Raw genomic sequence first — 14,717 nt, forward strand, 5'->3', positions numbered from 1 at the left:
CCCCATGGTTGCCATCTTAGGTTACTCCCGCCGGCAGATCCTCGGCGCCGTGCAGCAGATGTACGCCGAGGTGGCCCGACGCCCCGAGGCGGGCTTCCACTTTCCGGTGGGGCGCGAGGCCTGCGAGGCGCTCGGCTACCCACCCGCCTGGCTGGATCGCCTCCCCGAGGGCGCCCTCGCCTCCTTCGCCGGCGTCGGCTGCCCCTTCCGCGGCGAGGGGATACGCCCCGGCGACCGGGTCCTGGATATCGGTGCCGGGGCCGGGGTCGACAGCCTGATCGCCGGCGAACGGGTGGGGCCCGAGGGGCGGGTGATCGCCCTCGACCTCACCGCCGCCATGACCCAGAAACTGCAGCGCACGATCCGCGAGCGGGAGCTTTCCCGGGTCAGCGTGATCCGGGGCTCGGCGGAGCAGTTGCCCCTGGCGAATGCCAGCATCGACTGCATCACCAGCAACGGCGCCCTCAACCTGGTACCGGACAAGCGCCGGGCGGTGCGCGAGATGTTTCGGGTGCTGCGTCCCGGCGGGCACCTGCAGCTGGCCGACGTGGTGATTCGCCGCCCGGTCTCGGTGGATTGCCACGAGGATCCGCGCCTCTGGGTGGAGTGCGTGGTGGGCGCCAGCGTCGACGAGGAGCTCGTCGCCCTGTTCCGCGAAGCGGGCTTCGAGGCCATCGAGTCCCTGGGCGAGCACGACTACTTCGCCCTGAGCCCCAGCGACCAGACCCGGGAGGTGGCCCAGGGCTTCGGCGCCCGTAGCCAGGAGTGGCGAATGCGCCGCGCCGAGACGCCTCCCGGCCCCTGGCAGCGCGCCTGGCGACGGCTCGACCCGCGCCGGCTATGGCGCCGCCTGCGCGGCCATGGGCTGGTAGGCGTCCTCGCCCTGGGGCTGGCCCTGCTCAGCTGCTACGGCACCCTGGCCCTGGTTGCCCTGCTGCCGCTGCTGGGCCTGCACCTGAGCCTGAACGAGGGGCTCTGGGCCGGCGCCATCGGCGTCTTCGTCCTGCTGACCCTGGGCGTGGTGGTGGCCTCGGGCATCCACCGCCGCCAGGCCGCCCCGGCCCTGCTGGGACTGGGCGGTGCCCTGCTGGTGGGCCACGCCCTCTTCGTCGACTACCAGGCCTGGCGCGAGTTGGTCGGCTTCCTGCTGCTGGGGGGCGCCGTGCTCTGGGACCTGCGCCGGCGCCGGCGGCAGGAGTCGGCGCTGCTGGCCCCCTCCCGAGGCGGGGAGTGATGGCGTATCATGGCCCCAGCCCTGGCCCCATAAGGAAGCCTTCCATGATCGACGCTCGTCCTACCCGCTTCGCCGGCGCCCTGCTGAGCCTGGCGCTGTCCACTCTCGCCACGGTCGCCCAGGCCAAAGAGTGGCCCCGGGGCCATTACCCACTGCCGGAACGGGGCAGCCTGATCGGCGAGCCCTTCACGGTGACCGCGACCCACGAGCAGACCCTGCTGGATATCGCCCGGGAACACGCCGTGGGCTACGAGGAGATCCGCAACGCCAACCCCGACGTCAGCCTGTGGCTGCCCGGCGAGGGCACCGAGGTGGTGATTCCCGCCCAGCACCTGCTGCCGGACGCCCCCCGGGAGGGCCTGGTGATCAATATCGCCGAGCTGCGCCTCTACTATTACCCGGAGGTGAGCGAAGGCGAGACCCCGCGGGTCGAGACCTACCCCATCGGTATCGGCCGCGAGGGGTACGACACCCCCCTGGGCACCACCCAGACCACCATGAAACTGCAGGATCCGGCCTGGTACCCGCCCCGCTCCATGCGCGAGGAGGCCGCCGCCCGGGGCGAGCCGGCACCCGCCGTGGTTCCCCCCGGCCCCGACAACCCCCTGGGTCGCCACGCCATCCTGCTGGATATCCCCGGCTACCTGATCCACGGCACCAACCAGCCCGACGGCATCGGCATGCGCGCCAGCCGCGGCTGCATCCGCATGTTCCCGGAGGATATCGAGGCCCTCTTCCGGCGGGTGCCGGTGGGGATCGATGTGCATATCATCGACCAGCCCTTCAAGGCCGCCTGGCAGGATGGCACCCTCTATGCCCAGTCCTTCGATACCCCCGAGGTCCAGGCCCAGGAACTGACCAGCATGCTGGATGCCATGGCCACCCTGGAGACCCTGAAGGCCGAGGCCGATATCCATATCGACTATGCGCAGCTGCGCCAGGCCCTGGATGCCGCCCCGGGGCAGATCGTCCGCCTCTCTCCCAACGCCTGACCGTATCGACCCACCGCTCTGCCTCTGGGGCTATCCTCACAACAAAGCCGTGAGGATAGCCCGATGCGCCCTTCCCCCGAGTGGCAAGTGAGTCAATGGCTGAATGGTCCGCCCCTGAGCCTGGCGGGCCTGCGCGGCCGGGTGGTGCTGCTCCACGCCTTCCAGATGCTCTGCCCGGGCTGCGTGCTGCATGGCCTGCCCCAGACCCAGCGGGTGGCCCGACTGCTGGCCGGCACCCCGCTGACCGTGGTGGGCCTGCATACGGTCTTCGAACATCACGCCGTGATGGGCCCCGAGGCCCTGGCGGTGTTTCTCGCCGAGCATGGCTACGGCTTCCCGGTGGGTATCGATGCCGCAGGCCCCACGGGCGATCCCCTGCCCCGCACCATGCGCGCCTATGGCCTGGAGGGCACCCCCAGCACCCTGCTCTTCGATGCCCGGGGACGGCTGCGCTATCGCCACTTCGGGGTCGAGGAAGACCTGCGCCTGGGTGCCCAGCTGGGGCTGCTGTTGCAGGAGGCGGAGACCTCCTGACCGTTGCCCGACAGTCGGCGAGCGACGGTCAGGCAAGTCCTGAACGAAAAAAGGGGACGCCACGGCGTCCCCAAGCTTTCACACGACTCACACCACCGACTTGCCGATCAGAAGAACCCCAGCGGGTTGATGTCGTAACTCACCAGCAGGTTCTTGGTCTGCTGGTAGTGTTCCAGGGCCACCTTGTGGGTCTCGCGGCCGACGCCGGACTTCTTGTAGCCCCCGAAGGCGGCATGGGCCGGATACTGGTGGTAGCAGTTGGTCCAGACGCGGCCGGCCTGGATGCCACGGCCCATGCGGAAGGCGACGTTGATGTCGCGGCTCCACACCCCGGCGCCGAGACCGAACTCGGTGTCATTGGCGATGGCCAGCGCCTCGGCCTCGTCCTTGAAGGTGGTCACCGCCACCACCGGCCCGAAGATCTCTTCCTGGAAGACCCGCATCTTGTTGTGGCCCTTCACCAGGGTCGGCTGGATGTAGTAGCCCTGGTCGATGCCCGCCTCCAGGCTCTCCTTGTCGCCGCCGGTGAGGAACTCGGCGCCCTCCTGGCGGGCGATCTCCATGTAGGACATGATCTTGTCGAACTGCTCCTGGGAGGCCTGGGCGCCCACCTGGACCTCGGTGTCCAGGGGGTTGCCGCGCTTGATGGTCGCGACCCGCTCCAGCACCTTGGCCATGAAGGGCTCGTAGATGGACTCCTGGATCAGCGCCCGGGAGGGACAGGTACACACCTCGCCCTGGTTGAAGAAGGCCAGCACCAGTCCCTCGGCGGCCTTGTCGATGAATGCCGGCTCGGCGTCCATGATGTCGGCGAAGTAGATGTTCGGCGACTTGCCGCCCAGCTCCACGGTGGAGGGAATGATGTTCTCGGCGGCGCACTTGAGGATATGCGCGCCCACCGGGGTGGAGCCGGTGAAGGCGATCTTGGCGATGCGCTTGCTGGTGGCGAGCGCCTGGCCCGCCTCGGCGCCGTAGCCGTTGACGATGTTGACCACCCCCGGGGGCAGCAGGTCGCCGACCCGTTTCATCAGCTCGAGGATCGAGGCCGGGGTCTGCTCGGCGGGCTTCATCACCACGCAGTTGCCGGCGGCGAGCGCCGGGGCCAGCTTCCAGACGGCCATCAGCAACGGGAAGTTCCAGGGGATGATCTGCCCCACCACCCCCAGCGGCTCGTGGAAGTGGTAGGCCACGGTGTTGGCGTCGATATCGGCGGCGGTGCCCTCCTGGGCGCGGATGCAGCCGGCGAAGTAGCGGAAGTGATCGATGGCCAGCGGCAGGTCGGCGTTGAGGGTCTCGCGCACCGCCTTGCCGTTGTCCCAGGTCTCGGCCACGGCCAGGGCCTCGAGGTTCTGCTCCATGCGATCGGCGATCTTCAGCAGGAGGTTGCTGCGTTCGGCGGCGGAAGTCTTGCCCCAGGCCGGGGCGGCCTGGTGGGCAGCATCCAGCGCCTTGTCGATGTCCTCGGCCGTGGAGCGCGGCACCTGGCAGAACACCTGGCCATTGACCGGGCTGACGTTATCGAAATACTGCCCCTTCACCGGCGGCACGAACTCCCCGCCGATATAGTTGCCATAGCGCTCGTCGAAGGTGACCACGGCGGCGGGCTGGCCGGGGTTGGCGTAGATCATGGCGTGTCTCCTGAGATTATCGTTGTTGCAACGGACACCTCCCAGTGTTGGCCAGCGGCGACGCTCGGGGCATCATGCCATGGCAGGAGGACGCCTCCTCCTTTGGGAGGAGGCGATCAACGACAACGAGGAGCGTTCATGCATAGGTTGCTGGTGGCCGATGACCACCCCCTGTTTCGCGAAGCGATCACCGGCGTGATCGCCGCCGGCCTCGAGGCCAGTGAGGTACTGGAGGCCGCCAGCCTCGCGGAGGCCCTGCGCCTGGCCGAGACGCATGACGCCCTGGACCTGGTGCTGCTGGACCTGGGGCTGCCGGATGCCGACGGCCTGAGCGGGCTGGCCCGGCTGCGCGAGGCGGTGCCGGAGCTGGCGGTGGTGATCGTCTCCGCCGAGCAGCAGCGTGCCACCGTGCTCGAGGCCCTGGAGTTGGGCGCCGTGGGCTATATCCCCAAGTCGACGCCCCGGGAGGCGCTGATCGCCGCCCTGCGCCAGGTGCTCGAAGGGCAGGTCTATCTGCCGCCGGCGATCATGCGACGCCCCGCACCCAGCCGCCCCTGTGCTCCGGTCAGCGAGGAGAATCCCCTGGCCGGGCTCACCGACAAGCAGCGGGAGGTGCTGACGCATATGGTCCAGGGGGAATCCAACAAGATGATCGCCTATCGCCTGGCGATCGCCGAGACCACCGTCAAGACCCATGTCTCGGCGATCCTGCGCAAGCTCGGCGTCACCAGCCGGGTCCAGGCGATCCTGCTGGCCAGCGACTGGCAGCGGCGCGACTGACTCAGCGGCGTTCGTTCCGCACGAGCCTGACAACACAGCGGCGCGACTGACTCAGCGGCGTTCGCTCCAGCCGAGCATGACCCAGCGGGTCGCCATCTCCCTGGGCCCGCGCCTCGGCCTGACAGCGCAGCGACGTGACTGACTCAGCGGCGTTGCATGGCGAGCATGGCCATCTTGAGACGCAGTGGCTTGACCGGCTTGAGCAGGTAGCCATAGCCCCGCCGCCGCGCCTGGGCCTTGAGCTCGGCATCGTGATGGGCGGTGACCAGGATCACCGGAAGGCTCGGACACTCCCGGCGCAGCCGATCCGCCACCGCCAGGCCATCCGTCGCGCCCAGGTGATAATCGATGATCAGCAGGTCCGCCGCCACGCCACGATCCAGCGCCTCGTTCCCGGTCGCGGTCACGGCGTGGCAGCCCCAGCCGGCGAGCAACGCCGCCATGCCGGCGCAGATCTCCGGGTCGTCATCGATCACCCAGGCCGTCAGCCCGGTCAGCGGCGCCTCCCCCCCGACCTCCGCCGGCGCTGGCGGGTAGGCCCGCCCATAGGGCACCCGGATCGAGAACCGCGAGCCCCGTCCCGGATACGACACCAACCCCAGGGGGTGATCGAGCAGGCCGGCGATACGCTCGACGATGGCCAGGCCCAGGCCCAGGCCCCGGTCGCCGCGGCCCCGCTCGGCAGGGCCGCGGCGAAACTCCTCGAAGATCGCCCGCTGCTGGTCCTCGGCGATACCGCCGCCGCTGTCGGCCACCCAGATCTCGAGCCCCTCGGCGCGGCGCCGGCAGCCCAGCAGCACCCGCCCCGACGCCGTATAGCGAATGGCATTGCCGAGCAGGTTGCGCACCATCCGGGCCAACAGGGTCAGGTCAGAGTCGATCAGCGCCCGGCTCGGCACATAGCGGAAGTCGAGCCCCTCGGCAGCGGCCAGCTGGCGATGCTCCTCCGCCAGCACATCGAGCAGCTCGCGGGCCGGGAAGCTGCCGCGATCGGGGGTCAGGGCCCCGGCATCCAGCCGCGAGATATCCACCAGGGTGCCCAGCAGGGTTTCCACATCCTGCAGGGAGCGACCGATATGCCATGCCAGGCGCCGCGGCTCCTCGGCCAGGGCCTGGGACTCCAGGGCACTGGTGAAGAGCCGTGCCGCATTGAGCGGCTGCAGCAGGTCGTGGCTGACCGCCGCCAGGAACTTGGTCTTGGAGAGGTTGGCCGCCTCGGCCTCCGCCTTGGCCTCGCGCAGCGCTTCCAGGGTGTGGCGCAGGGCCTCGGTGCGCTCGCGCACCTGTTCGGCCAGCACCACCGTGTGCTCGAAGGCGGCATAGGGAGCCGTCCCGGGCTGGCCACTGGACTCCACCCGCTCGATCAGGGCGGCACAGATCCGCCGCAGGCGGGCATTCTCTTCGACCAGCGCCTCCCGGGTGAGGCCCGGCTCAATCCCCGGCAGCTCCAAGGGCGACACCGGTGAAGGTCTGGTTGATGTGTCGGCCATGGTGCTGCTCTCCGTAGGTGTTGAAGCCGATCACCCGACGCTCGCTCAGCAATCGGGACGCCGCGGCTTCCTGGTCCAGTGCCTCGATCTCCAGGCGCCGCAGGAAGCAGTCGCAACCGATGATCAAGGTCGGCGGGCCCAGTCGGTCTGCCAGGCTATCCAGGGTGGTGGCCAGATCGGCGAGGATCGGCGCCGGGGTCATGGCGGTGAGCACGATGCCGGTCTCCACCGCACAGTAGAAGCTCAGGCTGCCATCCCCATTGACCCGCTGGATGGAGCGCACGAAATAGTCCTCGCCGATACGCACCGCCAGGGGATACCGGGCAAAGACATCCGCGTCCAGCCGCTCCGGGGCCAGCCCCACCAGGCGCGCATAGGCCTCGACGGCGGGGACGGCGTTGAGCTCCAGCACCCGGCGCCGCTCCCGATCGGCCCGGGTGACCACCAGCTTCTCGCCGCGGGGCCGCAGATGGTGGGTGCTGAAGACCTCGAAGGGCAGCCGGGTATTGATGGCCACCACCACCGCCGCCTCGCTATGGAAGCGCCCCTGGCAGTAGACATGCGTTCGAGCCAGGTGATTGTCGTCGCCGGCCGAGCCCCCGAAGCTGGGGATGCTACCCAGGGCCGCGTCCAGGGTCGCCAGCACCTGCTCCTCGCGGCTGGAGAGGCCATCCAGCAGCGTCATCACGAAGGTGTGTTCGGCGATGGGCGCCAGGGCACGGCCCCGGCAATCCGCCAGGAGGTCGTCGCAGAGGCGCTGGGCCTGGACCAGGTCGAAGGCCTCCAGGTCGGTGACCAGGGCCAGGGAGACCGCGAAGTGGCGGGCATCGAAGCCGATGCCGACGACCCGCCCCCGGCCATAGCCTTCGCTGGTGATCTCCCCGGCGGTCGTGCAGCCGGCCACCGGCACCTCGTCGAAGGCAGCGGTCAATGCCTCGCCCAGGGCGGCCAGGGGGTACTCGGCACTGCAGAAGAACAGCACCAAGCCCAGGTGGCAATGGCTCAGGGCCGCCGCCAGCTCGGCAGCGGCGGCATCGGGGGCCCGGGCTCGGGTATCGGCCTGACGCAGGGGCGGTGCGGCGGTATCGCGCATGGCGGGGCATCCTTCATGGTCTGCGGCCAGTCTAGCAGCCCCGAGAAGGCCGGGATAAGGCGCCGTTCGCTTGCAATCAGGCCCTCAACTGGTACCAGAGCCGCGCCAGACGCCCTCTTTCAGGGAGCCAGGTCAGGGAGCCAGGACGGTGCTTGCCCGGCACTAGGCCCTCACCCGGTGCAGGTCCCAGAGCCGCGCCAGGCGCCCTCTTTCAGGGAGCCAGGACGGTGTTTGCCCGGCATTAGGCCCTCAACTGGTGCCAGAGCCGCGCCAGACGCCCTATCCCGGGGCGGGAATTGAGCCAGGGCGCCAGCCAGCGGGTCACCAGGGGGATGAACAGGAACACCATCACCGGGGTCAGCATCAGGGTGGTGGCCAGGACCTTGAGTACCATCGGCAGGCCGCCCAGCAGCTCGCCGAACAGGAACTGATGACCCAGGGAAACCGGGAAGAAGGCCAGCCAGATGGCCACCGCCTGCTTCCAGCGCGGCGGGGTCTGGCCGCCGGCCTCGCGGAACCAGCTGTCGAGGCCGGTGGCGCGGTGCTCGTGGGGCGCCAGGTAGAGGCCTTCGCCCCGCTCGAGCCAGGCGCGCCGGGAGGCGGAGTGCTCCCAGGCGGCGAGGGTCTCGGCGTCGCTGAAGCGGAAGATGATCTGGTACTCGTCGTCGCCGGGGGGCGGCGCCAGCACGCCGGAGCCCAGGTAACCGCGGAAGTCGGCGGCGAGTTCCCGGCCCTCGTCGAGCCAGGCCATGAAGTCGGGGTAGCGGCCGCGGGCCACGCGGCGGGCCACCATCAGGGTGACGGGTGACATCGTGTATCTCCTCGGTCCACACGGCGCCCCGGGTAGGGTCGCCTCGGCAGTCGGGGCCGGGTAAGGCCCCCTGCATGGGGGATGCAAAAAGTACACCATTTCTTGGCGCGTCTCTACCATGGCACTCCAGGTTAACGCGCTATATGTTGAGGCCCGGGGCTATCCTGGGGGCAGGCCGTCGCGGGGCGCTGTGAACCCATCCATGGGCGCTACTTTTGCCCTGCTTCGCTCTCGCATCCTGCTCCGCTAGCAGGGCCGGTGCTGGCCATCCCTGGCCAGCCCGTTCGGAGCCGTGCTCCTCACCCCTGGCAAAAAACCCCCGCTCCATCCTGCCCCCAGCGCCCCTTAGCCATTCCAATGGCGATGGCCTTGTGATGTGCTCACGAGGCGCCCCATAGCAAAAAGGGCATGGCCATCATGGCCATGCCCTTGGCTTGTCGCCGCCCGGGTCGATCAGGTGGCGGCCACCGCCACCGGGGCGGCGCCGCGCTTGATCAGGGCATAGCCCAGGCCGGTGATCAGCGAGCCGACCACGATGGCGCCCAGGTAGAGCAACACCGGAGTGATGGCATTGGGGATCAGCAGCACGAAGATGCCGCCGTGGGGGGCCATCAGCTGGGCACCCACCAGCATGGAGAGGGCCCCGGTCACGGCGCCGCCGGCGATGCAGGCGGGGATCACCCGCAGCGGGTCCTTGGCGGCGAAGGGAATGGCGCCCTCGCTGATAAAGCACAGGCCCAGCACGAAGGAGGCCTTGCCCGCCTCCCGCTCCGGCTCGGAGAACTTCTGCTTGGCGACGAAGCTGGCGATGCCCATGCCAATGGCCGGCACCATGCCGGCGGCCATGATCGCCGCCATGGGGGCGTAGGTCTGGGAGGCCAGCAGGCCGACGCCGAAGGTGTAGGCGGCCTTGTTGACCGGCCCGCCCAGGTCGAAGCACATCATGGCGCCGAGCAGGATGCCCAGCAGCACGGCGTTGGCGGAGCTCATGCCGGCCAGGAAGCTGGTCAGGCCGGCGAGGATCGCCGCCACCGGCTCGCCGATCACGTAGATCATGGTCAGGCCGGTGACCAGGCTGGCCACCAGGGGAATGATCAGGATCGGCTTGAGGGACTCGACGCTGGCCGGCAGCTTGACGTGGCGGGTCACCGCCAGGGCCACGTAGCCGGCCAGGAAGCCGGCGAGGATGCCGCCGATAAAGCCCGCCTCGATATTGGCCGCCAGCATGCCGCCGATCATCCCCGGGGCGATGCCGGGACGGTCGGCGATGGAGTAGGCGATATAGCCGGCCAGCACCGGGATCATCAGGGCGAAGGCGGTGCCGCCACCGATCTGCATCAGCGCCGCGGCGAGGGTCCCCTCCTCCTGGAAGGCCTCGATGCCGAAGACGAAGGAGAGCGCGATCAGCAGGCCCCCGGCCACCACCATGGGCAGCATAAAGGAGACCCCGGTGAGCAGGTGCTTGTAGACGCCCTTCTCCTTGACGCCCTTCTTCGCCTCGCCCTGGGCGGCCGAGGCGGCACCACTCTCGACCTCGGCGTGCTCGAGCGCCGCGGCGATGGTGGCCTGGGCCTTCTTCAGGGCATTGCCGGTGGAGGTACGGTAGACCCGCTTGCCGGCGAAGCGGGTGGGATCGACCTCGATATCGCAGGCCAGGATCACCACCTCGGCGGCGGCGATCTCCGCGTCGGTGAGCTGGTCCTGGGCGCCCACCGAGCCCTGGGTCTCGACGCGGATCTCATGCCCCAGCGCCCTGCCCGCCTCGGCCAGGGCCTCGGCGGCCATGAAGGTATGCGCCACCCCGGTGGGACAGGCGGTCACCGCCACGATACGAGTGGCCCCGGCCGTGGGGGCCGCCGGCGCCTCGGCGGCCGGGGCGCTGAAGTCGGTGGCCTCCCGCTCGGCCCGTCCCAGGAAGGCCCCGGGGTCGGCCAGGGCCTCGCTGATCGGGGCCTGGAAGAGGCGCTTGCCGGCGAAACGCGCCGGCTCCGGGACCCGCTCGGCGGCCACCACCACCAGGTCGGCGGCGGCGATGGCCTCCTCGCCCAGGGGCGTGACGGGTTCGAGCTGGCTATGCATCTCCACCCGGGCCTGCCAGCCGAGCCGGCCGGCGGCCTGCTCCAGGCGACGGGCGGCGAGGAAGGTGGTGGCCATGCCGCTGGGGCAGGCGGTCAGGATAATGACGTTCATGCGAGGGCTCCCCCTGCGTCCACGTCGTTGAGACGACGCACGCGGGTCTGTTGTTGGAGTTGATGGAGGTCCGGGGCCTGAGGGTCGCCCACCCCGAGGTGACGAACCGCCTCGGCGGAGAGGGCGGTGGCCAGGCGCAGGGTGCGCTCGGCGGGCCAGTCGGCCAGCACGCCATGCAGCATGGCGGCGACCAGGGTGTCGCCGGCGCCCACGGTGCTGGCCACGTCAACGGCGGGGGGCAGCGCCTGCCAGGCGCCGCGCCGGCCCACCCAGAGCACGCCCTCGGCGCCGGCGGAGATCACCGCCTCGTCGACGCCGGCGGCGTGCAGCCGCAACCCGGCGCGCAGCCGAGCCGCCGGCGAGTCGAGAGATTCGCCGGCCCAGGCGGCCAGTTCCTCCTCGTTGGGCTTGACCGCGGCGGGGCCGGCGGCGATGGCGGCATCGAGCGCCGCACCGCTGGTATCCACCCAGAGCGGCAGGCCATGGGCCTTGAGGCGGGTGATCAGGCCGGCCAGGTCCGCCGGGACGAGCCCCGGCGGCAGGCTGCCGGCGATCACCAGGGCGTCGGGGCGCCGCGCGGGATCGCTCAGGCGCGCCGCCAGGTCCGTTTCCAGGTCCGCCAGGTCGGCGGCACTCAGGGAGAGGCCCGGGCCATTGATATCGGTGACCCGGCCATCCGCCTCGGCCAGCTTGGCGTTGATGCGGGTCTCGCCGGGGCGGCGCAGGCAGGCGTCCTCCACTCCCAGGGCCTGGAAGGCACGCAGGAAGGGGCCGTCGTTGTCGGCGCCGAGGAAGCCCGCCACGGTGACCTCATGGCCGAGGCCCACCAGCACCCGGGCGACGTTGACGCCCTTGCCGGCGGCCACCAGGTGCGTCTCCCGGGTGCGGTTGACCTCGCCGGGCACCAGGCGCTCGAGGCGCAGCGACAGGTCCAGGGCGGGATTCAGGGTCAGGGTCAGGATCTTGGCCATCTCAGTGCGCCTCCAGGGCGTCGCGCACCGCCTCGGCGGTGGCCTGGGCCAGGGCCAGTTCGGCCCGGGCACGGGCCTCGGCCAGATCGAACTCGCGCAGTCGCGCCTTGACCAGGGGTACCTGGCGGGCGCTCACCGAGAGCTCGTCGACGCCCAGGCCCACCAGCACCGGCACGGCGGCGGCGTCCGAGGCCAGCTCGCCGCACACCCCCACCCACTTGCCCTGGGCATGGGCGGCGCTCACGGTCATCTCGATCAGCCGCAGCACCGCCGGGTGCAGGCCGTCGGCCTGGGCGGAGAGCTCCGGATGGCCGCGGTCGATGGCCAGGGTGTACTGGGTCAGGTCGTTGGTGCCCACCGAGAAGAAGTCCACCTCGGCGGCCAGGCTCGGGGCCAGCAGCGCCGCCGAAGGCACCTCGATCATCACCCCCAGTTGAACGTCGGTGGCCCGCTCGGCCTCGGGAAGCTCCGTCAGCAGGCGATTGAAGAGGGCCCGCACGGTGCGGAACTCGGCCACGTCCTTGACCATCGGCAGCATGATACGCAGCGGACGGCCGACACTGGCCATCAGCAGGGCGCGAAGCTGAGTCTCCAGCACCTCGGGGCGGGTCAGCGCCAGGCGGATGCCGCGCAGGCCCAGGAAGGGGTTGTCCTCCTGGGGCACCGGCCAGTAGGCCAGCGGCTTGTCGCCGCCCACGTCCAGGGTACGAGCCACCAGGGGGCGACCGTCCAGGGCATCCAGGGCCTCCCGGTACTCGGCGATCTGGGCCTCCAGGTCCGGCGCCTGGGCATGGGCCATGAAGATGAACTCGGTGCGCAGCAGGCCCACCCCCTCGGCGCCACGCTCCACGGCATCGGCGGCATGGGCGGTGTTGCCCAGGTTGGCGGCCACCTCGACCCGGTGACCGTCGGCGGTGGCGGCGGGCTCGAAGCGGGCCGCCCAGGCCGCCTTCTCGCGGGCCTGGGCCTCCCGGAGGCGCAGCTCGGCGCGATCGCGGCGCTCCTTGGAGGGACGCGGGATCACCTGGCCCCGCTCGCCGTCGAGGATCAGCTCGTCGCCATTCTCCAGGGTCAGCACCCGCTCGCCGGCCCCCACCACGGCGGGGATGCCCAGCGCTCGGGCGAGGATGGCGCTATGGGCGGTGGCGCCGCCGCGGGCGGTCAGCAGGCCGCGGACCCGGGCGGTGTCCAGGCGTGCCACGTCGGAGGGGCCCAGGTCGTCGGCCACCAGGATATAGGGGTGTGCCGGCGGCTCGGGCAGTGCCACCTCACAGAGGATGCCCAGCACCCGGCGCCCCACGTCACGCAGGTCGGCGGCACGCTCGGCCAGCAGCCGGTCGGCCAGGGCCTCCTGGGCCCGGGCGGCGGTCTCGATCGCTTCCCACCAGCCGGCCTCGGCGGAGGCGCCGTCGCGGATGCCCTCCAGGGCGGCCTGGTAGAGCTCCGGGTCCTCCAGCATCTCCTCATGCATGGAGAGGATCTCCGCCACCTCGCCGCCCCGGGCCTGGGTCACCAGGGCCTCGAGCTGTTCGGCCCCCTCGCGGATCGCCGCCCCCAGGCGTCGCTCCTGCTCGGCGGCGTCCGCGGCCCGGGCCGGGTAGTCGAAGCGCGGCGTTCGCATCACGAACAGCGGCGCGATGGCCAGCCCCGGGGAGGCGGCCACCGCCGGATGGGGACGATCCGCCGCCAGCGGCTCCAGGACCGGGGCCGGCGCTTCGGCGGCGATGGCATCGCGCCCCTCGTCGAAGGGGGTGACCCGCTCGCCGAGGCCATCGCGCACCGCCCGGTCGATGGCGGCCAGGGCCTCCCCGGCCCCCTCGCCTTCGGCGGAGAAGACCAGCCGCTGGCCGCGGCGGGCCCCCAGGCCGATCACCTTGGTGAGGCTGGTGGCGGCCACCGCCTCGCCGCCCTCGGCCAGGCGCACCTTGATCGCCAGGCCCTGGGCCCGGGCCACCTGGATCAGCTGCTTGGCCGGACGCGCATGCAGGCCGTGGGCATTGAGGACCCGCACGGTCAGGGTCTCGGCCCCGGCGCCCTCGCCGGCCAGGCGCGCCAGCACGGTCTGGACCGAGGCGCCGACGAGCTCGCCGCCCTGCCCCGTCTCCAGCAGGGCATGGAGGCGCTCCAGCAGGCCGCGGTGGGCATCGCCCTGGGCGGCCAGGCAGAAGACCCCGTTGACGGCGCCGGCCTCGGCGGGGGTGGCCAGGGCCAGGGCCGGGGTGGCGACTTCGCGATGGCTATGGGCCAGCCATAGCCCCTGGCCCAGGGCCAGGGGCGGCTGCTCGGCAATGGCGGCGACGAAGCCCGGGGCCACGCAGCCGGCCTGGCGCAGCCTAGCCGCGGCGGCCAACGCCAGCTCCTCGGCGGAGTGGGCCGGGAAGCCCAGGCACAGGGTCTCGGCATCCAGGCGCGCCTCCACCACCGCCTTGGAGAGCAGGGCGGCCACCTGGGCCGGCGAGTCGGCGGCGGCCAGGCGCTCGCCGACGCCGTCCCGGTCCAGCACATGGGTCAGCTGACGCAGGATATCCAGGTGCTCGTCGCTCTGGGCGGCGATGGTCACCAGCACATGAACCCGCTGGCCGTCGTGCCAGTCGAGGCCCCGGGGAAACTGCAGTACCCGCACGCCGGTCTGCTTGACGTGGCGACGGCTCTCGGGAGTGCCATGGGGAATGGCGATGGCATTGCCCAGGTAGGTGGACGACTGTGCCTCCCGGGCATGCAGGCCCTGACGGTAGTCGGCCTCGACCAGGCCCGCCGCCAGCAGCGCCTCGGCGGCATGGTCGAGGGCCGCCTGCCAGTCGCTGGCCTCGCAGCCCAGCAGGATGTCCTCCTGGCGTAGCGTCAGCATGGGTGCCTCCTTGATGGGCGCTCGTCGCCCTGGTTCGAGTCTAGCCAGCCCTATCGGGAGCCCAGGCCCGTGATGTGTCGTGAAGATGAGACAAGATGAATCGTGTCACCTATGATTTAACCTAAGGCTGGATCGTGTCACCTAAA

11 protein-coding genes are annotated in these 14,717 nt (G+C 70.9%); 4 read left to right on the top strand and 7 right to left on the bottom strand.

Going from position 1 to position 14,717, the window contains the following annotated elements; genetic code table 11:
• The first annotated feature begins 4 nt into the window (after positions 1-4).
• From IHD13_RS10610 to IHD13_RS10620, 3 genes are all read left to right on the top strand, one after another.
• Positions 5-1,234, top strand: coding sequence for a MerC family mercury resistance protein (locus IHD13_RS10610; protein WP_195861016.1), 1,230 nt, complete (start codon positions 5-7; stop codon positions 1,232-1,234).
• A 44-nt stretch (positions 1,235-1,278) separates the two neighbouring features.
• The gene (locus IHD13_RS10615) at positions 1,279-2,226 is read left to right on the top strand and encodes a L,D-transpeptidase family protein (RefSeq protein ID WP_195861017.1); all 948 of its coding nucleotides are present in this window, start codon (positions 1,279-1,281) and stop codon (positions 2,224-2,226) included.
• Between the two features lie 63 nt (positions 2,227-2,289).
• Positions 2,290-2,760, top strand: coding sequence for a TlpA disulfide reductase family protein (locus IHD13_RS10620; RefSeq protein ID WP_195861018.1), 471 nt, complete (start codon positions 2,290-2,292; stop codon positions 2,758-2,760).
• Positions 2,761-2,867: 107 nt separating this feature from the next.
• Here IHD13_RS10620 and exaC read toward each other — a convergent pair whose 3' ends face one another.
• Complete coding sequence (gene exaC, locus IHD13_RS10625; RefSeq protein WP_195861019.1) at positions 2,868-4,388, bottom strand: acetaldehyde dehydrogenase ExaC; 1,521 nt, start codon at positions 4,386-4,388, stop codon at positions 2,868-2,870.
• A 138-nt stretch (positions 4,389-4,526) separates the two neighbouring features.
• Between exaC and IHD13_RS10630 the strand changes: the two genes are divergently transcribed.
• Positions 4,527-5,168 (top strand): response regulator, encoded by a 642-nt coding sequence (locus IHD13_RS10630; RefSeq protein ID WP_195861020.1) that lies wholly within the window; start codon positions 4,527-4,529, stop codon positions 5,166-5,168.
• 143 nt (positions 5,169-5,311) lie between these two features.
• Here the strand turns inward: IHD13_RS10630 and IHD13_RS10635 are convergent, their stop codons facing one another.
• From IHD13_RS10635 to ptsP, 6 genes are all read right to left on the bottom strand, one after another.
• On the bottom strand, positions 5,312-6,658 hold the full coding sequence (locus tag IHD13_RS10635) for a hybrid sensor histidine kinase/response regulator (RefSeq protein WP_195861021.1): 1,347 nt from the start codon (positions 6,656-6,658) through the stop codon (positions 5,312-5,314).
• A complete protein-coding gene (gene nosP / locus IHD13_RS10640) occupies positions 6,600-7,751 on the bottom strand; it encodes a nitric oxide-sensing protein NosP (protein ID WP_195861022.1) in 1,152 nt (383 codons plus the stop codon). Before nosP ends, IHD13_RS10635 begins: the two co-directional genes overlap by 59 nt.
• 241 nt (positions 7,752-7,992) lie before the next feature.
• Positions 7,993-8,562: an antibiotic biosynthesis monooxygenase gene (locus tag IHD13_RS10645; protein WP_230086250.1), complete on the bottom strand. Its 570-nt coding sequence runs from the start codon at positions 8,560-8,562 to the stop codon at positions 7,993-7,995.
• A 453-nt stretch (positions 8,563-9,015) separates the two neighbouring features.
• On the bottom strand, positions 9,016-10,752 hold the full coding sequence (locus IHD13_RS10650) for a PTS fructose-like transporter subunit IIB (protein ID WP_195861023.1): 1,737 nt from the start codon (positions 10,750-10,752) through the stop codon (positions 9,016-9,018).
• A complete protein-coding gene (gene pfkB, locus IHD13_RS10655; protein ID WP_195861024.1) occupies positions 10,749-11,723 on the bottom strand; it encodes a 1-phosphofructokinase in 975 nt (324 codons plus the stop codon). Before pfkB ends, IHD13_RS10650 begins: the two co-directional genes overlap by 4 nt.
• 1 nt (position 11,724) lies before the next feature.
• Positions 11,725-14,571, bottom strand: coding sequence for a phosphoenolpyruvate--protein phosphotransferase (gene ptsP, locus IHD13_RS10660; protein ID WP_195861025.1), 2,847 nt, complete (start codon positions 14,569-14,571; stop codon positions 11,725-11,727).
• Positions 14,572-14,717: the final 146 nt, after the last annotated feature.

It is taken from the genome of Halomonas sp. 328, assembly GCF_015645095.1.
Lineage (GTDB): Bacteria > Pseudomonadota > Gammaproteobacteria > Pseudomonadales > Halomonadaceae > Bisbaumannia.